At 32.5% G+C, this 18,573-nt stretch carries 19 protein-coding genes; 6 read left to right on the top strand and 13 right to left on the bottom strand.

The window, feature by feature from the left end; all coding sequences use genetic code 11:
• The first annotated feature begins 15 nt into the window (after nt 1–15).
• The 6 genes from HGK31_RS02290 (at nt 16) to HGK31_RS02265 (ending at nt 3,395) form a co-directional block, all read left to right on the top strand.
• Nucleotides 16–489 carry a hypothetical protein gene (locus tag HGK31_RS02290; protein WP_230401592.1) on the top strand — a complete coding sequence of 158 codons (474 nt, stop codon included), beginning with the start codon at nt 16–18 and terminating at the stop codon, nt 487–489.
• A 106-nt stretch (nt 490–595) separates the two neighbouring features.
• Nucleotides 596–976 (top strand): OB-fold protein, encoded by a 381-nt coding sequence (locus tag HGK31_RS02285; RefSeq protein ID WP_191858305.1) that lies wholly within the window; start codon nt 596–598, stop codon nt 974–976.
• 15 nt (nt 977–991) lie between these two features.
• The gene (locus tag HGK31_RS02280; protein WP_191858304.1) at nt 992–1,585 is read left to right on the top strand and encodes a T9SS type A sorting domain-containing protein; all 594 of its coding nucleotides are present in this window, start codon (nt 992–994) and stop codon (nt 1,583–1,585) included.
• 33 nt (nt 1,586–1,618) lie between these two features.
• Nucleotides 1,619–2,467: a DUF5777 family beta-barrel protein gene (locus HGK31_RS02275; protein ID WP_223115297.1), complete on the top strand. Its 849-nt coding sequence runs from the start codon at nt 1,619–1,621 to the stop codon at nt 2,465–2,467.
• A gap of 9 nt (nt 2,468–2,476) precedes the next feature.
• On the top strand, nt 2,477–2,842 hold the full coding sequence (locus HGK31_RS02270; RefSeq protein WP_104734957.1) for a hypothetical protein: 366 nt from the start codon (nt 2,477–2,479) through the stop codon (nt 2,840–2,842).
• Between the two features lie 13 nt (nt 2,843–2,855).
• Complete coding sequence (locus tag HGK31_RS02265; protein WP_191858302.1) at nt 2,856–3,395, top strand: YceI family protein; 540 nt, start codon at nt 2,856–2,858, stop codon at nt 3,393–3,395.
• On the opposite strand, the gene HGK31_RS02260 is transcribed toward HGK31_RS02265, so the two are convergent.
• The 13 genes from HGK31_RS02260 to HGK31_RS02200 form a co-directional block, all read right to left on the bottom strand.
• On the bottom strand, nt 3,396–3,890 hold the full coding sequence (locus HGK31_RS02260; RefSeq protein ID WP_191858301.1) for a DinB family protein: 495 nt from the start codon (nt 3,888–3,890) through the stop codon (nt 3,396–3,398). It abuts the gene before it with no gap.
• A 31-nt stretch (nt 3,891–3,921) separates the two neighbouring features.
• The gene (locus HGK31_RS02255; protein ID WP_191858300.1) at nt 3,922–5,037 is read right to left on the bottom strand and encodes a DUF2914 domain-containing protein; all 1,116 of its coding nucleotides are present in this window, start codon (nt 5,035–5,037) and stop codon (nt 3,922–3,924) included.
• 163 nt (nt 5,038–5,200) lie between these two features.
• Nucleotides 5,201–6,130 carry an NHL repeat-containing protein gene (locus tag HGK31_RS02250; RefSeq protein ID WP_191858299.1) on the bottom strand — a complete coding sequence of 310 codons (930 nt, stop codon included), beginning with the start codon at nt 6,128–6,130 and terminating at the stop codon, nt 5,201–5,203.
• Between the two features lie 87 nt (nt 6,131–6,217).
• The gene (locus HGK31_RS02245; RefSeq protein WP_191858298.1) at nt 6,218–7,513 is read right to left on the bottom strand and encodes a phenylacetate--CoA ligase family protein; all 1,296 of its coding nucleotides are present in this window, start codon (nt 7,511–7,513) and stop codon (nt 6,218–6,220) included.
• Nucleotides 7,510–9,180 (bottom strand): C45 family autoproteolytic acyltransferase/hydolase, encoded by a 1,671-nt coding sequence (locus HGK31_RS02240; RefSeq protein WP_191858297.1) that lies wholly within the window; start codon nt 9,178–9,180, stop codon nt 7,510–7,512. Before HGK31_RS02240 ends, HGK31_RS02245 begins: the two co-directional genes overlap by 4 nt.
• A gap of 4 nt (nt 9,181–9,184) precedes the next feature.
• Nucleotides 9,185–10,057: a cupin-like domain-containing protein gene (locus HGK31_RS02235; RefSeq protein WP_191858296.1), complete on the bottom strand. Its 873-nt coding sequence runs from the start codon at nt 10,055–10,057 to the stop codon at nt 9,185–9,187.
• Nucleotides 10,044–11,603, bottom strand: coding sequence for a phytoene desaturase family protein (locus HGK31_RS02230; protein WP_191858295.1), 1,560 nt, complete (start codon nt 11,601–11,603; stop codon nt 10,044–10,046). Before HGK31_RS02230 ends, HGK31_RS02235 begins: the two co-directional genes overlap by 14 nt.
• Nucleotides 11,604–15,296: a 1-acyl-sn-glycerol-3-phosphate acyltransferase gene (locus HGK31_RS02225; RefSeq protein WP_191858294.1), complete on the bottom strand. Its 3,693-nt coding sequence runs from the start codon at nt 15,294–15,296 to the stop codon at nt 11,604–11,606. It lies immediately after the preceding gene.
• Nucleotides 15,289–16,485, bottom strand: a complete 1,197-nt coding sequence (locus tag HGK31_RS02220; RefSeq protein ID WP_191858293.1) for a DUF2062 domain-containing protein — start codon at nt 16,483–16,485, stop codon at nt 15,289–15,291. Before HGK31_RS02220 ends, HGK31_RS02225 begins: the two co-directional genes overlap by 8 nt.
• A gap of 100 nt (nt 16,486–16,585) precedes the next feature.
• On the bottom strand, nt 16,586–17,059 hold the full coding sequence (locus HGK31_RS02215) for a hypothetical protein (RefSeq protein ID WP_191858292.1): 474 nt from the start codon (nt 17,057–17,059) through the stop codon (nt 16,586–16,588).
• A 5-nt stretch (nt 17,060–17,064) separates the two neighbouring features.
• Entirely contained in the window at nt 17,065–17,559 is a 495-nt protein-coding gene (locus HGK31_RS02210) for a hypothetical protein (RefSeq protein ID WP_191858291.1), read from the bottom strand.
• Nucleotides 17,560–17,564: 5 nt separating this feature from the next.
• Nucleotides 17,565–17,933, bottom strand: coding sequence for a hotdog family protein (locus HGK31_RS02205; protein ID WP_104734944.1), 369 nt, complete (start codon nt 17,931–17,933; stop codon nt 17,565–17,567).
• A complete protein-coding gene (locus HGK31_RS02200) occupies nt 17,933–18,571 on the bottom strand; it encodes a porin family protein (protein ID WP_191858290.1) in 639 nt (212 codons plus the stop codon). The genes HGK31_RS02205 and HGK31_RS02200 overlap by 1 nt, the downstream gene beginning before the upstream one ends.
• Nucleotides 18,572–18,573: the final 2 nt, after the last annotated feature.

Here is an 18,573-nt window from a genome sequence, read left to right as displayed (position 1 = left end):
AAAAAACAACGAATTATGAAAACAACAATTTTATACGGATTTATTATGATGTGCAGTCTGTCACTTTTGTCATCAACATGTTCACATCACGATGACGATGACGGCTCTCACGATGACAACAGAGGTGAAATACAACAAGTCATTGAACAAGCGGAGTCTGGTATTTGGCGTGTAACTAGTTTTATTGATTCTGGTCAAGATGAAACTAATGATTTTATCGGCTATAATTTTACGTTTCAGTCCAATGGAACTGTTATAGCATCTAATGATAATAATACTATAAATGGAACTTGGTCTATTACAGATAGTAGTGGTAGTAGTGATGACGATATAGATTTCAATATGTTTTTTAATGTCTCTGACAGTAATAAGTTTGAAGACCTAAATGATGATTGGGATATTGTCTCACACTCACAAGATGTAATTAGGTTGAGAGATGTCAGTGGCGGAAATGGTGGCATAGACACACTTACATTTGAACGAAACTAACAAATAATAAACAGTAAAGCCTACTTTATTTGCTCCCAAATTATTGATTAATAGCAACTGCTCCAATTTGGAAATTAGTTGGGGCAGTTTTTAAAACATACTATGTATGCGCAAATGGAGCATTATAATATCAATACTTATTCTTTTAGGGGTTTTTGGATATAATTATTTATATCAAGATCACAGAGATATTCAGACTGAAAAATCAATTTATAAGGTGTCTTCCCAAAACCTTATTGAAGAGTTTCAGATTAATTCAGATGATTCTGAATCCAAATATTTAGATAAAACAATTACGGTATTCGGATATATCTCACATGTTGATGTTCACAGTGTTGTAATAGACAATGTCGTGTTTTGTCAATTTGAAGAAAGACTAAATCCTAAATTAAAAGAATCAAATAACATCACAATAAAGGGAAGGTTTTTGGGCTATGATGATTTATTGGAAGAAATTAAACTAGACCAATGCCATATTATTAATTAATTAAAACCATAAATTATGAAAACAAAATTACTAATGCTTGCAATCTCAATGACCATTGGATTACATGCTCAAACAACGCACGATTTAATCTGGGAAAGAGGATTTGAAAGTCCTGAAGCCGATTTAACTATTGATATTGGAGATACTGTAAGATGGACATGGACAGACGAAGTGCCTCATACTGTTGAGAGTAATACAGGTAGTACAGAAACATTTAGCAGCCCAATCTTAACAGGTTTAGGACAGACCTATTCATATACTTTTACTGTTGAAGGGGTAAATCCTTATTTCTGCGGGATTCATGGAGCAAATAACATGTCAGGTGTTATTACTGTTCAAGAAGGGTTAAGTATCGATGAATTTGAAGAGGTATCAGTTAGACTAACTCCAAATCCTGTACACGCCAATTTAAAAATCGCTTTACCTCAAAACTATACAAACGGAAACTTGTATATAATTGACTTAACAGGAAAAACTGTGCTGACTAACACCATAGAAAACAGAGAAAGTATGATTGAAGTAGATGTTTCAAGTATTAAATCTGGGATGTACTTAATCAGATTTGAACTTGACAAAAACATAATTACCAAAAGATTAATTATTCAGTAGATAATGCGTGTCAAATTCAATATCAATATCATTATGAAAACATTATGGGTCATAATAATTTTATTGCCAATGAGCTTATTTGCTCAAGAAGATCTACTTGATGAAATAGATACTGATTCTGTTTCTCATTCCTATACTTCCGCTGCTTTTAAAGGACTTAAAATCGTAAATTTTGAATCAACAAAATTGGTTGCAAAAAAGGAGTTTACATTAGTTGTAGCACACAGGTTTGGAAGTGTAAAAAATGGATTTGACACGTTTTTTGGATTGGATGATGCCGTTACTAGGTTGAATTTTATATATGGTATTTCTGATGGTTTTAATATTGGAGTTTCTAGGAGCTCCTATCAGAAAATTTATGAAGGGTCCTTAAAATATCGCCTGTTGAGGCAAGAGGATAATGGTTTCCCGTTTACATTAGTTGGCTTTAATTCCATTTTAATCAACACAGCTTTGGATGAGGATAATCTACCCAAGCTGGAGTTTAAACACCGGTTGGGATATACTGTTCAAATGTTGATTTCAAGAAAAATGTCTGAAAAATTATCTCTGGAATTTGCACCAACTTTTTTTCATGACAACTATGTGATGATTAACGATCAAGATAATTCCCAGTTCGCACTAGGTTTTGGTGGTCGGTATAAGTTAGGTAAGCGTTGGTCTCTAAATGCCGATTATGGTTGGCACTTAAATAGAGCCTCTGATTCACCATTTAGAAATCCGCTGTCCATAGGAATAGATTTAGAAACTGGAGGTCATGTGTTTCAAATGCATTTTACCAATGCACAACCTATGAATACCAATACATTTTTGGGTCAGTCAACAGGTGATTGGAGCGAAGGAGATATTTATTTTGGATTTAATTTAAGTCGCGTATTTTAATTGAAAATCATGAAAGCAAAACTTGTAATAATAACTTTTGGAATTTTAGTTTTTTATGGATGCACTTCTGTAAGTGAAGATGATTTAATTGAAAACACACCTATACCTGATGACACAATAACTTACATAGGTCATGTAAAAAGTATTATAGATAACAATTGTATTGATTGTCATTCCAATCCACCAGTGAATGGAGCACCTATGTCATTAATAACTTATGAAAATGTTAGGGATGCCGTTCAGAATAGAGATCTAATAGCTAGGATATCATCAGATAATTTAGGGTTTCTAATGCCTTTTGGAGGACCTAGGTTACCACAAAACTTAATCGATACGGTTATATTATGGGAAGCAGAAGGTCTTCAAGAAGAATAACAAAATATTTATTATGAAAAAAATTGCATCTATCATTTTATTGTGCTTTGGAATGCTTGTTCAGGCTCAAAGTAAGTATATGACCAAAACAGGGAGTGTAACTTTTGAAGCCTCGGTGCCATCTTTTGAGGAGGTTAAAGCAACAAATACATCAACAACAGCTATTTTAAATACCGAAAACGGTGAATTTGCTGCGTTGATTATGGTAAAAGGGTTCCGGTTTAAAAACGCTTTAATGGAAGAGCATTTTAATGAAAATTATGCCGAGTCAAACACCTATCCCAAAGCAACATTTAAAGGGGCTTTTAATAATTTCTCAACAAAAGAGTTGAATAATACGTTTACTATTGATGGAACATTAACGTTTCACGGTGTTTCTAAATCTTTAAAGGACATTAAAGTAACTTTATCGGAAATTGAAAATGTTTTGAAGCTTACTGGAAGCTTTAACGTACTCGCATCAGATTTTAAAATTGAAATCCCAAAAATTGTTAGCAATAAACTGTCTAATGAAGTTGCCGTAACTTTTGAATTTGAATTGTTTAAGAAGTGATTAGGCAGAAATAGTATTTCCTTTATTTTTACTCTCAATCATTTTTCTAATTAACGATACCTGTCCTAAATGATAATAGCTATGTTCGATTAAGGCTTCAATGTTCCGACGATAACTACCATATTTTGGATCAACAAAGGTATTATCTAATTGTTCTTCGCTCATTTCTTCAACATATTTTGCAAAGGCTTCGGCATTTTGCATCATGGTTTTGAGTAGTTTATTCCATTCGTTTTCTGAAGTTATCTCTGGCATATCAAAACTGTATTTATCGTGAATTTCAAGGTTACCGCCTTTAAATACATTCATCACACCTGCTATATAATAGTTTATGTGAAAAGCCAAAAGCGCAATTGTATTCAATGAGCTAACTTTTGTTATGGCTTGTTGCCATGTGATATTGGATAGTTGGTCTTGGTAATTAGTATTGGCTATCCAAGTGCCATTTAAAATAACTTCTCTGAACCGGCTGGCTAATTTCTGTGCACTTTCCATAATTAAACGTTTTAGTTAGGATATTACCATGTTAATATTTTCGAGTTTTTAAACGTTTTGGTTTTAGATTTGAATCAGTAATTATTTCAAAATCAATAACACCAATAACTAATTCTTCATCAGTAATAACTTCTACTTTCCATAGACCCTCTTTCACATTCTGTTTGAAGGTATATCCTCTAAAACCATCATCTCTTCCTCCAAAAATTTCAAACCCAATATCCTCGACCTTATTCCAAGAATTTGTTTCAGGATCAAACCACTTCCATCTATGAAAAACAGATTCCTTTAAATCTGTAGGAGCAAATAAAGATGAAAATATATAAACTTTCGAACCATTATCATGAATGTATTCTAACTTGTGGTCACGCCAAAATATAAACCAATCATCAGCTTCATAAGTAATGTAATAATTACCATTCTCAATTTTAATATTATGTGCTACGATGCCTTCATTTAGTGCTAAAGGGACTGGAGGAATAAGTTTAAAAAAATAGAACAAGTTTAATGTAAAGTAAATACCAAAAACAAGACTCATTACTTTTTTTAGGTTTATTTCTGCACGTGTACTAGGACTGCTTTTATATATGATAGTTATTAAAATCACAGTCACGATTAAACTTATTAATCCAGAGATTATAAAAACCTCTTTACTAACCTCTTTGTAAAAAACGGGAACCATAAAGGAGAAGAAAGTAAAACTTATGAAAGAATATATCCCGAATTGTAAGTATTTATTTGAAATTCGTTTTTTTAGTAACTCATTTGTTAGTAATAGTATGACCAACAGGATAAAGAAAATAGCCGTTTTAGAAAGTGATACACTTCTGGAAAAATAAATTACAAAAGCACTTGACAGACCACCAAAAAAGAATTGAATGGCTAAAGGAAAGTAAATTTGATAGCGTTCTAGAAAGGTGTTCTCCCATTTATTATCATCAGCTAAATTATAGATATAAAGCATGATGCTTAAAAGAGTCATATGAGAAGAAAGAACAATTAAGTCGTAAAGTCTATCAATTCTTCCTAAAGTAAGGGAATCAAAAATAAAACCTCCAATAAAAAATATAATGGGCGCATACTTTTCATGCCTTTTTAAAAATTGGCGAAACCTACTATTTCTAAATTTGACTAAAGTCCGTTTCATTTTAAAAAATTTCTAAAAAGATACTACAAAGTATGATTTAAACTATCAGCCAAAGTGATTTCGTGCTGAACAAATTTTTCAGTGACAAACTAAATGGTTTTTGAAAACACATTACAATCTATATACAAAGTTTTTTTAGCTTCGTTTTGTTAAATTAATATACTTATCTCAAACGTTTTTGAGCAAAATCAATATCTAGTATTCGTATAGGTTTGAAGTTTATGTCCGTAATAATAATTCTAGGACCCAAGTGTTTTTTATTATAACCAGTTTCCATAATATAGTAATGGCCATTTTTATAATATACGCCATTCGGGCTCCAATGTAATTCAGATGAGTATACAGATTTTACATCACCATTATCGTTAATTGATTGAATTGAGCGATTGGCATTTTCAGTAACAAGCGGGTTGCCTGACTTGTCAAACGAAATACCATAAAACATTTGATGGTGTGGTTCATCAAAAATGGGATTTTTAGGCTCTTGAGGTATTAAGTTATTGGCAATCTCGATGAGTCCATCGGCACTTGACCATTTAAATAATGTACCGTTTTTATATTTTGAATCTGTAATCCAAAGGTTGTTATTTGAGTCAGTTGTCAACGTGCTAATTCTGTCGAATTTTCTTGGTAATAGCGTTGCCGTTTTACCATTTAAAGATTTTAAGTGAATTTGTTTATTAAAAGCAAAATAAACATTTTTTAAATCATTAGAAGCGGCAAATACCTGACCGTGAAATTCATCCCAGTCATCCGTGAATAATAGGGTGTCTAATTTCTTAATGTTTTGCTCATACTTAAATAGATAATTATGACCTTCACCTTCAATTTCTCCAGAACGCCATTTGGCAATGGCTGCTACAATCTCGTTGTTTTTTAAATAGATTTGATGTGCGTGAAAATTGGTAAATATAGCTTCCAATTCATTTGAGTTTGGGTCAATTCGCCAAAGCGTTCCATCACCATTATGCATGACATCTGCAAAATAAATACAACCATTATCATCAACAACAATTCCCCATGAAGGATGTGCTTCAGCTTTAAAAATTACTCCAAAAAATAAAAGAATGATTAAAAGTTTAAATCGTTTCATAACTTAAATTTGCATTCAAATTACAAATTTAATCTGTAGTTTTTATGGATTTAACATCACTATAACAGAGAGTTTTTATTAGATTAATTAATCCAGTTTACGTTTATCAATCAACAAAATAGGTTTTCGGCTCATAACAGGAAACTGCAATTTTTGGATGGTTTCCTTATCATGAAACTCAATAGTAGGAGAAACCCGTAACTTGGCCCTAAAGTGGTCTTTGATATTGGATAATAGCTTATCATTAGGATTTTTTGAGGCTATTTTTATGCAAATTTCATCAGTGCCAATCGTGTTTTTTGAGATTTCAATGACATAGCCTTGAACTTCAGAAAAGTCATTCAAAATATTGTTCATGGCAGGCGGATATAAGGTTGTACCCTTATATTTTATCATTTGCTTTTTGCGCCCAACCACAGGACCCAAACGCATGGTGTTTCGGCCGCATGTGCAGGCTTCGGTATGTGCTGTTACCATATCGCCTGTTTTAAAACGTAACAATGGCATACCTTCCACACCTAAAGTAGTTATGGTCAATTCGCCTATTTCGCCATTGGTAACTGGGTTATTATCATCATCCAAAATTTCAGCTATTATTAGTTCTGGGTGATGATGACCACCTTGTTGCGCTTCACACTCGTTGAAGGCCGTATTCATTTCGGTTGAAGCATAGGTTGAATACAATGCAATATTCCAGCTTTCAGTAATTTTTTTTGATAGGGTATTTAATGTAAAATCTTGGTTTCTTAATGGTTCGCCAATACAAATAGCACCTTTAACACCTGATTGGTTAACATCAATACCATGATTTTTAGCATATTCAATAAGTTTCAATAAAAAAGAAGGGACTGCAATCAAATAGGTTGGTTTAAATTTTAATATAGAATCCCATTGTAATTCTGGGATTCCTGCTCCAACACGAATGATACCAGCACCCAATTCTCTGGCTCCCAAAAAATAGGCAAGACCTGCCATAAAACGTCTATCTATGGTTGTCATTAACTGCATCACATCTGTTTTTGTAACACCGGAACAGGCAAAGGATATGGCTTCGTTGTAAGCTAATCGATTTAAATCGTTATCGGTAAGAGCAAAAATCACAGGATCACCCAATGTTCCAGAAGTTGTTACATAATCAATAATGGTTTCTTTAGATACACAAAGGAAATCGTCATTATGGCGCTGTAAATCATCTTTGGTTGTTACAGGAATTTGAACTAAATCTTCTAAAGTTTTAATTTTAGAAATGTCAATTTCATGAGATTTAAAAAGACGCTTATAATAATTAGATTTATTGTTCAGGTAACCTAATAAATCTTGCAATTTGTCTTCTTGAAATTTTTTTATGGTTTCTTTAGACGCTAGTTCTATATCTGGAATCATTCGTTCAATCGTCTTTTAATTTTTTTAATATATAAATCTATTTCCTCACGATCTGGTACAGTCGTAATTTCTTTAGTTTTTGCTCGTTCAAAAGCATTTAAAGCAGCTCTGTAATATTTTTTTTCGTAATTGTATTTTCCAATGATGTAATATACCTCCCAATAGTCAGGATTGGTTTTCTGAAATTCCTTTAAAGTTTTAGGTTTTACGTGTTCGTTGTTCGAAATGGCTTTAGAAATTTCACGACTTAACACACGATTACGTTCATAGTTTTGATAGGTGTCTGTATAAAGAAAAGGATCCACTTCAATCGTCAAGGTTTCATTATGGAGAGATATACCCGATTTATTTTTTGGAGCTTCCTGAAAAACGGTATTCAGGTCATAGGCTACAAAAGCACCCAATTGATAAGGATTGGCAGAAACCCAAACCACTTGTTCTTGTGGTTTGAACACAATCGCATGATGTGCCAGTAGCTGATTTAATGCTTTTTCATTACCAAAACCAATGGATTTATCCTCCAAACCTTTAGTATTTCGTAAAATATCTACAGCCGCTAGAGGAGTGAGTTTTTGGGTTTCGTTCAACAGCTCTTCCATACGCTCGTATCGGTATTGCGAGTGACTTTCGGCTATGTGCTTTATGTTGTTTTCATCGTTGGCATAGGCATCACTTTGAAAATGATTGGAACAAATTAACTGGTTTGTGTTTTCAACCTGATACACACCAAAATTCTCTGGTGATACTTCAATGGTTATAGCTTTGTTATCTATGGCACTACCAACCAATATAGATTCGGACACAAAAACCTGTCTTCTTTTAGCAATCTCAATGGCTTCATCAATTGTTGATGCATATTGTAGAATCTCACGCGTAAGTATGGAAATAGGCGTTTTTGCCGACCAAGGTACATCCGATTTTCCAGCATTAATCGTTATGGTTAAGCCTTTTTCATTCATTCCTGAAACAACACCTATCATACCTGGCCAGGTAACCGACATGAATTTATAACCATTGGTTGGCTTAATAAAAGCGATTATTTTGTTTTTGGCAAAGGCATCGCCAGCATAAAAATCAAAATTTCGTCCAATTATCAAGCTACCATCTTCGGTTTTTTCACCCCAAGCCGCAAAGGAGGAGCAACCAACTAAAGCTAAATCTTGAAGCGCATGTCCAATATCATGTGCGCTGTGCAGGTAAAGCATTCGCAAGTAGTCGTCAGCAACATAGTCATAATCATCACCTGCATATTTTGATAAGCCCAAAATCTCTGCTTTATATTCTTCAGGTACATGTAAATACATTTTTCGGTTGTACCATGCTAAAATTTTTCGAAGTAAATATTGCTTGAATTTTGAAGGGACAATTTCACCAACCTTACCCAAAAAGGCACGTTCTTGTTCTTCAAATAGCTCTTGTGTAAGAGCTCCTGATTGCAATCCAATTTGATAAGGATCTCCTTCAGCAAATAGCTCCCATTGTCCATACTTATTGGCTGCTAAATAAGCTTGTTTTGTATAATAGGTGGAATCCGATGTTGCAATACGTTCAGGTTTAGTTTGGTTATAGGCGCTTACATCTGGAGTGTCTTCCAATGATTTTGAAATCCCACATGATGTTACAACAGCTACTAGTAAAAGCCCCAGAATATATTTTTGAAATGCCATATTCTTATTGCTTATGTACGCATTTATTGGTTTTTTTAATGGCTTTTTTATCTTTATAATCAATCCATTTTTGACCTTTCCATTTACGCATTTTGTTTTCAAAATGTCTCATAAAAAACACATTGTACAACATTCTCATGAGTACTTGAGGCTTTTTAGAGAATGCTCGAAGTGTCATGGAAAATCCGCCATTTAAATATGTAATATAATGCCAATAACCACTAGGCATAAAAAGGGCATCACCATGTTTCATTTCTATTTCCATCCCTTCAAGATGTTTTAAGGCTGGATATTTATTAAAATCTGGATTATCTAAATCAATGTCTTCTACATTGTGTACTGCATAGGGAACTTTGTAGAGGTATTTGGTCTGACTAGGAGGAAAAAGCACCACTCTTTTATTGCCATGAAAATGGAAATGCACTAAATCAGCCAAGTCCATATCATAATGCGGCAATACTGTCGAGCCTTTACTTCCAAAGAACATGACCGGTAATCGTTTAAAGAATTTAAGCCCTATATCTGGATAACTAAAATCGTTGGCTAGAATTGGCATGTTTTTCATCAAATCATAAAAGAAGATGCGTAAATCTGTTGGTTTGGATTTTATGAGTTCTAAATAATCATAGAGCTTCATTTCGGTAGTAGGTTCAGCCGATTTTTGTTTTCCTTTAGTGGGTTCATTATTGTATAGTGGAACTACTTGATCTCCAGCTAAACTTTGAATGTATTCAATATTCCATTTTTTATAGGCAGGCCAATCAGTGGTTAAACCTTCTATTAAAACAGGAATTTGAGGTTTATAATAATACTTAATGAAATCTGCTTTTGAGATTTCTTTAATACGCTTTATGGGTTTTGTTTTAATCGTTCCCATCGTACATAACTTTTTCTTCAGTATTGGCTTCTAATATTTTATCCAGTAAATAATCTTTTCCAACTATTTCAGAGCAGGTAATTATAGCGCTTATTGTTACTCCCAAAATACCATGCATATTAATACTTTGACCTGTAAACATGAGATTAGGTATTTTGGTTTTTGGGGAAATAAATGATTGCATGGGTCTATTTACGTCCTTTACATAACCATACATAGATCCATTATTGGATGCTATATAATCTCTGTAAGATAAAGGTGTTGATGTGTAAATCTCTTGAATGCAATCTCTGATATTTGGAAATTTTTTCTCTAGTTCATCAATAAGTTTTTCAGCTTTTTCAGCTTTAAAATCTTCATAGGTTTGCCCACGTTCATTTTTATTTGCTGCTGTATTAAATGTGTCTATCCATGGAGCCATTTCTTCATAACGCATGTAGGTCATTACAGTAATGTTATCGCCATATTCTTCCATATCTTTTTTTATACCCATAGACATCATATACCCTTCCGGCCAAGTGTCTTGGGTGTAATCTTGTGCATCCCAAATACGATCTGGATATTTAAAATGATAGAAATTTTTATTCTGATATTTGAAAGTGCCAGGCTTTAAAACTAGATACAGACTAAAGGCTGCAATTGTGCTTTCAATTTGATCAACTCTATTGGTATATGATTTTTTAAACTTGTCTTTACCTACAAACTTCAGAGTAAGTTTAGGTTCTATATTGGAAATGAATATATCTCCATGAATTTCTTTACCGTTTGCGCAAATTGCTGAAGTTAGTTTCTTACTATCATAGTCATAGCCAAAACGTATAACTTCATGTCGTTTGTAAGTTTCACCACCATGCTCCTTAAGCTTTTTGATGAGCAATTTGGTTATTTGGCTACCGCCATTTATACAGCGATAGGCACTTTCAATATAAGAATTTACCGAGAGCGCGTGCACATAAAAAGGTGTACGTTCGCTATCACCTGCATATAAATAATTGGAGCCTGCTAAAACAGCGCGTAATTTTTCATTATCCGTTAAAGAATCAATATAAGATTTTGCTTGGAGTTGAAAAATTTCGGCATCATCATAATAGGGCTTACCTTTTTTCAAAGAGTAAAGAGGGAACTTGTTACAGGTTTCTTGTAGTTTGGCACAATAGGTTTTGATAGCTTTGGCTTCATCAGGAAATTCCTCAATCAGAACCCGCTCAAAATTATCATAGCCTTGAGCATGTTTGTACTCTTTATCATCACCTTCAAAAGTGATGATATCAAAACCATTTTCATCAAGTTTTTTTAAGTTTAAGCCTTTTAGAATATCAAGATATTTGAAATATTGGTATAAATTTTGGCCTTCACTCAAACCACCAATGTAATGTACACCAGTGTCAAAAATGGTTTTATTTCTAACAAAGGTTTGTAAATTGCCACCAAATTGTTGGTTTTTCTCTAAAACGCAAACGCTATAGCCTTCTTTAGCCAGGATAATCGCTGACACCAATCCGCCTAATCCGCTTCCAACTATTACAACATCATAGTGCGCCTTCATCTATTCTTTATTTTTTCTTTTTAATATAGTAAAACGCTTGTTTGTTGTTACTACCTTAAATGATTTTGTTTTAAAAATTTGCGAATAATAATTTTGACTTTCATGTAACAAAATAACATTCAAAATTGAATCAGACAAAAATAAATCTAATACATTTTCTATAGGTCTAGAAGAATTAAGAATAAGGGTATTTCCGCTAAAGTTTGAAAGCTCCTCAAGAGTTTTAGTAATAGTTATTTTGTAATGTGTATTACTTATATAACTATTGCCTACAATCTCACTAACTAAATCGTCTTCAATATATGTGATTATTTTTCGATCTGAACTATCTAAAGATAAAAGAAAATCTAATTGGCCATAATCCTTTGATACGTGAATTATTGTTTCATTTTTAGCAACATAATCTGTGATATTTTTATAAACTGAAGCTTGATTTTTAAGGTCTAGTTTTACCTTTTTATATAGCTCATGACCTTTATATCTAAAATCTTCCAAAACTATTGGATGAAAGTATGTATCACTTTCAATTTCTTGTCTTAAAGCATTAAATTCAGATTTAAAATAGTTGCTTATTTGTTTAGTACGTTCTTTATATGTAGTTCCAAAGGACGTGTCATTTACTGAAATTCGGTCTAATATTTTTAATGTAATACTACCATCTTTGATGATGAAGCTGCCTTTTGGGAGAACTTCAGAATTACCATGTATTAATACTGGCACGATGTCAATATTTAATTGCTGTGCTAGGTAAAAGGCACCTTTATGAAAGCGACGAATTTTGTTGGTATTAGACCGTGTGCCTTCAGGAAACGCCATAAGTGAATAGCCTTGTTCTACCTTTTTCTGTAAATGATCTAAACCGTTTTCAATACCACTTGAAACAGGATAAAACCCAGCTAATTGAACAGCCTTCCCAAAAACAGGAGATTTATAAACCCAGTCATTGACTAAAAAAATAATTTTTGGATGCAACATGCCAATTGCCAAAATATCTAAAAAGGAGGTATGATTGGCAATAATAATACATTGCTTTTTGAAAGTTTCGTTATTGAGGTTTATAATCTTTTTTGAAACAAAGGGATTGGAATACAAGACCGATTTCATAAAGCCAGAAATAGTTTTATGAAACCATTTCATTTTCAGTTTTTTACTTAAAGGTATTATTGGAATGAGGATTAAACTCAACATAGATAAGATGAATCCACCAATACCGTAATATCCAAAAGACAAACATGAATGTATTAATAAACGCAATGAAATTGGTCGCTTGGTTTTACTTCCAATAAACAATTTGAATAGTAAAGGCTGTATGGTAAAAGCCATCAACATTGCTGATATGATGCCAATTATAGAAACCAATGAAATGGTATAAAGGGCAGGATGTTTAGCGAAAATTAGGACACCCACACCCAGAATGGTAGTGATTACAGAAAGAATAATAGAAGTTTTGTTGGTGAAAATAATTTGCTCACCTGTTTGATAGCCTTTTAAAAGACCATTGGTTATAAAAATGCTGTAATCAATGCCTAGACCAAAAATAAACGTTGAAATAATGATATTGAAGATATTAAATTCAATACCAACAAAGCCCATAATGCCAATAGTTAATAGCCAGGTCAATGCTATTGGAACTGCTGTAACCAACATCAATGAAAGACTTCTGTAGAACAACAATAAAATGAGTAAAACCACAATCAATGAATAACCAACCAAACGATTAAAATCATTTTTAAGACTGCCCAAAAATGTTTCATTCATTTGCTTACGATCAATTATCAGTGTTTGAGGTGTTTTCTCAAACATTGATATGAGCGTTTCGGACTGTTCATCAGTTACTTTTACTAGTGAGGTAACTGTTGTAAAATTTTCTTTAGTACTTATGTAATCTTCAATATTTATGACATCAAGCTTTTTAAAATCCGTAACAGTAAGTGGATTAAAAGGTGACTTTAAATGTTCATAAAAGGCATGAAAAGTAGTGGGTTTAAAACCAAGTGTTTTACCACTTTCAATAAGATTGTTTTGAAGCGTGTCAATGCGTTCTTTAGTCCAGTACTTATCCCAGATATCAAGGTGCTTCCGTTGTTCTTTTTTAGATTGTATAATGGCACCAATAGAACTAAAGTCAATTATGTCGTTTGAGGTTTTTAATTGAGAAAGTTTTAAGAAAACACTGTCGTTTGCTTGTATGGCCTCTTGTTCGTTTTCAGAATATGAAGCTAAATAAACAGATTTAGAAGCAATATTGGTTAAAGCATCTAATCGTTTTTGAGCAGCCATGATTTCTGGCGGTTCATAATTAAGTTTAGACAAATCATTATTGAAACCAACCTTGTTGTAAGTGAAAAAACTAATGCAGAAAAGTAGAATTAATGAACCAATTAGCCATTTCTTTTTATGTAGTTCAATGCCTGCAATTTTATCAATAAAAGTTTTTTTATGAATAAGTAATGGCTTGGATTTGTAAACTTGAGGAATAAAAATAAGTGCAAAAAAAGAGGATCCAATAACACTAATAGCAGCAAAAATGCCTAAATCCTGTAAGGCTTGAGAATTTAAGAATAATAAGCATAAAAAGGCCAGGGCAGTAGTTAAGCTGCTCATTAAAATAGGTTTCGTGATTTCCTGATATAAAACCTTAATATTATTGTTGTTTCTTATGTGTGTAAGTACATGCAAGGAGTAATCCAATGTAACTCCCAATAATACGGAACCTATTCCCAATGAAATGGCAGATATTTTGATTCGTATTAAATAAAGTAAGGCGACAGCCAATAATCCACCAAAAATTGTTGGAATAAACAAAATAAGTGGCAAGGTGATCTTTCTGTAAAAAACAATAAGAATAATCAATAGGATACTCATTGCTATGGAAACCGTTAGCTGAATATCACTTTTTATTTGCTTGGCATTAGCAACAGCAATCAAAGCGCCTCCAAAATACTCACCTGAAACTTGATTGATGAACTTTGAATTTAATTGATCTTGTATTTGGTATAATTGTTCAGCAAAAACTGCATTTTCCGCAGTTTCACTAGACTTATGAGTTGGTGTTATAAATAGTAAAATGTGTTTCTTGTCTTGACTTAACAAAAAACCATTATGTAATGAAAATGAGTCGCCAAAAGTTAACTGCTGAAGTTTTTTTAAGGCTATAACGGACAGTCCCAAAGGGTCTTTTAAAATGGTTTCTTTGGTTACAAATCCTGAAGGGGATATGAGTGTTTTGTAGTTGTTATTGGTAATTTTTATTATACTATCCTTGTGAAGTTTGTTGGAAATTAACTTGTAGTCATCTTCATTAAGAAATAGCGGTAGGTTATTGTAAACAAAATTCAAAGTATTTAAAACAGCTTCATCTTCAACCTTTCCTTGAATTTTCGTAAAATACGGAGTGCTTGTTTTGTTTAAGCTATCAATGAATTGAGATGCATAATCTGTTAACGCATCAACAGGTATTTTGTCATCTCTTTTTATGTTTACAATTATTTTGTCAGCAAAATTGACTGTTTGCAGTACGCGTTGTGCATCAGAATTTTTGTCATTGGTAGGAATGAGTTTGGTAATGTCTTCTTCAAAGCTTATCTGCGAAGCAAACCAAATTAATCCGGTAACAGTGATTGAAAAAGCAATAATACCAATGATTTTTTTGGCACGAATAAATTGATATATGTGATAAAAAAAATCACCCATTATTTAAAACAACTTTCCTTTTATCAAAAATTAAGAAGAACACATAACCACAAATACCTAGAACAGTTGCGGAAATGATTGCCAGTGAAAAACTACCAATAATATAAGCTTTTATATGAGTTAAAACCTCAAAGTTTTCAATAATTTCCTCTTTAGTATAACCATAATCAACATTCATGATATATTGGCCAAATTCAAAACTAGCATATAATATAAAAGGAATAAAAGGTGGTAAGCTTACATTGGAAAAAGCAAAAGCAATTGCTTTGTTTAGCCTAAAAAAAATAGCTAAAAATATTACGATAACTGTATGAAATCCCCAAAATGGTGAAAGTCCAATAAAGACACCTAATGCAATGGATAAGCCTTTTTTTCTTGCTGAATCGCCACTACCGAGAAAATCTTCAACAAAAAAACGTTTAATGCCTTTGCGTTTTAATTTTCTAAATACGTCTCGTGGTTTGATATAAAACAACGTGACAATTACCAGCCATGTATTTAAGATACTAATTCTTGTAAAATCTTTGAATGGTCTAAAATGTGAAACCCGTTCATTTTCATCATACAATACTTGGATGGGAATATTTTGAACAGTTACACCACGCCAAGCAGATTTGACGATGACTTCAATTTCAAACTCAAATTTGGTGGTGTAAAATGTCATGTTTTTTATGACGTTTAATGGATATAGTCTGAAACCAGACTGGGTGTCTTGAAGTTTAATACCCGTTTCAAACCAAAACCAAAAGTTTGAAAATTTGTTACCAAAACTACTCTTGCCAGGTACGCCCTCTTGATTCATATTTCGTGAACCAATGAGTAAAAGATTTTTATCATTGGAAACCTCCAAGGCATTTATAAAATTTGGAATGTCAGCAGGAAAATGTTGTCCATCAGAGTCGATAGTAATGGCATATTCATAACCTAGTGCAATGGCTTTTTTAAAGCCTTTTCGCAAGGCAACACCTTTTCCCTTGTTTTTAGGGAAGTGTATTTGTTCAATTTCTTGATAGGATTTTAGCGTTTTAGAAGTAGAATCAGTTGAACCATCATTTACTACAATAACGTTTTTGGTAATTAATAACACACCATCAAGTACACGTTTTAATGTACGCTCATTATTGTATGTGGGAATTAAAACACATACATTTAAATCAATAATTTTTTGTTGGATTAGGTTGTTTTGCACGCAGTTGCAATCATTTCAAATTACATATTCAAAATTACTGCTTTTTTTCATCATCCTAAAGGTAATTTCGCGCAAAAAATGGTAATACATTTTATGTAACTCACTTATTTTTTAGAGCTTCGTTATAATCTTTAAGTGACGCCATAATTATTTTTGCATTTTCATGACCAAAAACTTTCATTATTAATTTGATTTTTACCCATTTCTTTCTTTTAGGGTAATTCTCTTTATCTAAAAAATCTAAATAAATGTTTATGTAAGCAATATCTTTACGTCTAAATGAAATACCATCAAATTTATAAACATTAGAAAAATCATACAATAATCCTTTATTTATTGGCTTTGAACCATCAGCTTTCATTATTAGCAATCGCATATAATCACCTTCAAATTTAACTTTGTAACGCCTCTTGTTAGAATCTTCATCATATGCAAAAGAATCGATGTTTTTCTTAACGCTTAACTTGATTGAGGTAATTGAGTTTACTGAATCATTTGGAAGGGATATATTTTCATTGATTTGAGAAAAAGAAAAAGAGTGAAAAAGAAAAAACACAATTAAATAACACTTCATATTCATTACTCTTTAATAGTTGCTTTTTCTGTATCTGAAAATAATTTAGACTGTAAAATATAGTCTTTTATATGAGTCTTTAGATTTTTTGAAGAAATATGTTGAAACTGCTTGAGTAAAAAAGCTTTGTCTTCTTCAATATTGTCTCGGTATTTTAAAATTTTAGGCGCATTTTCTTGAATACCTAATCGCACAAAGCGAGGCTCAATGGCATTGGGTTCTTTTTCAATGGCATATTCAATGTAGTCAACACCACTTATAAAACCATCCTTCTTTTCCTTTATGGTTTTTGCGTATTTGGCTCGCAATGCCAAAGCGGCACCTTTGTAGGCAACAAGAGCAACATCATTACTTTTTGTAATGGGTTCCATCATATTGAAAAAAGAATCTAATTGTGATTTATCTTGGGCAGCTACTTTATAACTCTCACGTACCGAGGCTAAATTCAAAGTTTGAAAACTCAAAATCAAGAATGTCGCAAACGTTAAAAGAATCTTCATTATTCTTATCTTTTTCTAAAAGTAGTTGATAATTTTAGCGCAACAGTCTCATCAAACTTGGTGACGTTTTTTACTTTAAAGTTGCCATCATCGTCTTCTGAAATATCAAGCGTTAAGACCAAATCTGGATTCACTTCAGGATTTATGATTGCCATAAACTTAACATTGTTTGATGACTGCATAAATAATTGCTCATTGACAACTTGCTCTGTTAACTCCTTAATGATTTGCATCATACAAACACCAGGTGTAACTGGGTTTCCTGGAAAATGACCTTTAAAAACGTCATGATTTTTATTTATGGTAATATGAGCTGTTGCAGAACCATCTGCAACAGCCAAATTAGTTACTTTATAGAAATCTTTTAAAAGCATTACCAAGCAAATTTATAATAAACACTAAATTGAAAAACAGAGTTCAACTTATTTTTACCGTTGTAATAACTACCTTCATAATAACCGTTATTGTAGTAATAGTCATCATAATAGCCATCTCTAACATCAATAAGGCCTTGTTTATATCTCGCTTCTAAACCAAGTCCAAAAGGGAATTCATAACCAATACCCCCAAAAAGCGTCAAATCAATTGGTGTTAGGCTATCATAGGGCAGATTGTCTGAAACGTTAAATTCCATTCCTGGACCAAGTAACACATGTAACCCTATTTTTGGATGTACAAAAAACTTATTAGTAAGAGCTATACCAATATAATGTGAACTAACGTCTTCATTATTGACATTGTAAGTAACATCATTATAAGGATCTATATAACTAAATCTGTCACGTGTCCACCCTTGATTGGAATAGGTCAATTCAGGCTGTAATTCATAGAAACGCGATAAATGGACATTTACAAACATTGATGCATTGATGCCAACTTTTCTATTTACGTTTTCTATATGGGTGATTTTTGATGCGTTTAGTCCAGCTCTAAAACCTGGTCTTACTTTCACTTGTGCAAATGTTGCTGTTGTCACCATAACAATAGCAAAAAAGAGAATGAGTTTTTTCATGT

The organism is Hanstruepera ponticola, from assembly GCF_012931685.1.
Lineage (GTDB): Bacteria > Bacteroidota > Bacteroidia > Flavobacteriales > Flavobacteriaceae > Hanstruepera > Hanstruepera ponticola.
The sequence above is the reverse complement of the archived record's forward strand: the minus strand, read 5'-3'. Positions and strand labels throughout refer to the sequence as shown.

Bases quoted from the DNA above. Each gene is read 5' to 3' on its own strand.
- HGK31_RS02245 (WP_191858298.1), bottom strand. From the start codon at position 7,513: ATGATTCCAGATATAGAACTAGCGTCTAAAGAAACCATAAAAAAATTT.
- HGK31_RS02230 (WP_191858295.1), bottom strand. From the start codon at position 11,603: ATGAAGGCGCACTATGATGTTGTAATAGTTGGAAGCGGATTAGGCGGA.
- HGK31_RS02240 (WP_191858297.1), bottom strand. From the start codon at position 9,180: ATGGCATTTCAAAAATATATTCTGGGGCTTTTACTAGTAGCTGTTGTA.
- HGK31_RS02290 (WP_230401592.1), top strand. From the start codon at position 16: ATGAAAACAACAATTTTATACGGATTTATTATGATGTGCAGTCTGTCA.
- HGK31_RS02285 (WP_191858305.1), top strand. From the start codon at position 596: ATGCGCAAATGGAGCATTATAATATCAATACTTATTCTTTTAGGGGTT.
- HGK31_RS02225 (WP_191858294.1), bottom strand. From the start codon at position 15,296: ATGGGTGATTTTTTTTATCACATATATCAATTTATTCGTGCCAAAAAA.
- HGK31_RS02260 (WP_191858301.1), bottom strand. From the start codon at position 3,890: ATGGAAAGTGCACAGAAATTAGCCAGCCGGTTCAGAGAAGTTATTTTA.
- HGK31_RS02250 (WP_191858299.1), bottom strand. From the start codon at position 6,130: ATGAAACGATTTAAACTTTTAATCATTCTTTTATTTTTTGGAGTAATT.
- HGK31_RS02270 (WP_104734957.1), top strand. From the start codon at position 2,477: ATGAAAGCAAAACTTGTAATAATAACTTTTGGAATTTTAGTTTTTTAT.
- HGK31_RS02275 (WP_223115297.1), top strand. From the start codon at position 1,619: ATGAAAACATTATGGGTCATAATAATTTTATTGCCAATGAGCTTATTT.
- HGK31_RS02280 (WP_191858304.1), top strand. From the start codon at position 992: ATGAAAACAAAATTACTAATGCTTGCAATCTCAATGACCATTGGATTA.
- HGK31_RS02255 (WP_191858300.1), bottom strand. From the start codon at position 5,037: ATGAAACGGACTTTAGTCAAATTTAGAAATAGTAGGTTTCGCCAATTT.
- HGK31_RS02200 (WP_191858290.1), bottom strand. From the start codon at position 18,571: ATGAAAAAACTCATTCTCTTTTTTGCTATTGTTATGGTGACAACAGCA.
- HGK31_RS02265 (WP_191858302.1), top strand. From the start codon at position 2,856: ATGAAAAAAATTGCATCTATCATTTTATTGTGCTTTGGAATGCTTGTT.
- HGK31_RS02235 (WP_191858296.1), bottom strand. From the start codon at position 10,057: ATGGGAACGATTAAAACAAAACCCATAAAGCGTATTAAAGAAATCTCA.
- HGK31_RS02205 (WP_104734944.1), bottom strand. From the start codon at position 17,933: ATGCTTTTAAAAGATTTCTATAAAGTAACTAATTTGGCTGTTGCAGAT.
- HGK31_RS02215 (WP_191858292.1), bottom strand. From the start codon at position 17,059: ATGAAGTGTTATTTAATTGTGTTTTTTCTTTTTCACTCTTTTTCTTTT.
- HGK31_RS02210 (WP_191858291.1), bottom strand. From the start codon at position 17,559: ATGAAGATTCTTTTAACGTTTGCGACATTCTTGATTTTGAGTTTTCAA.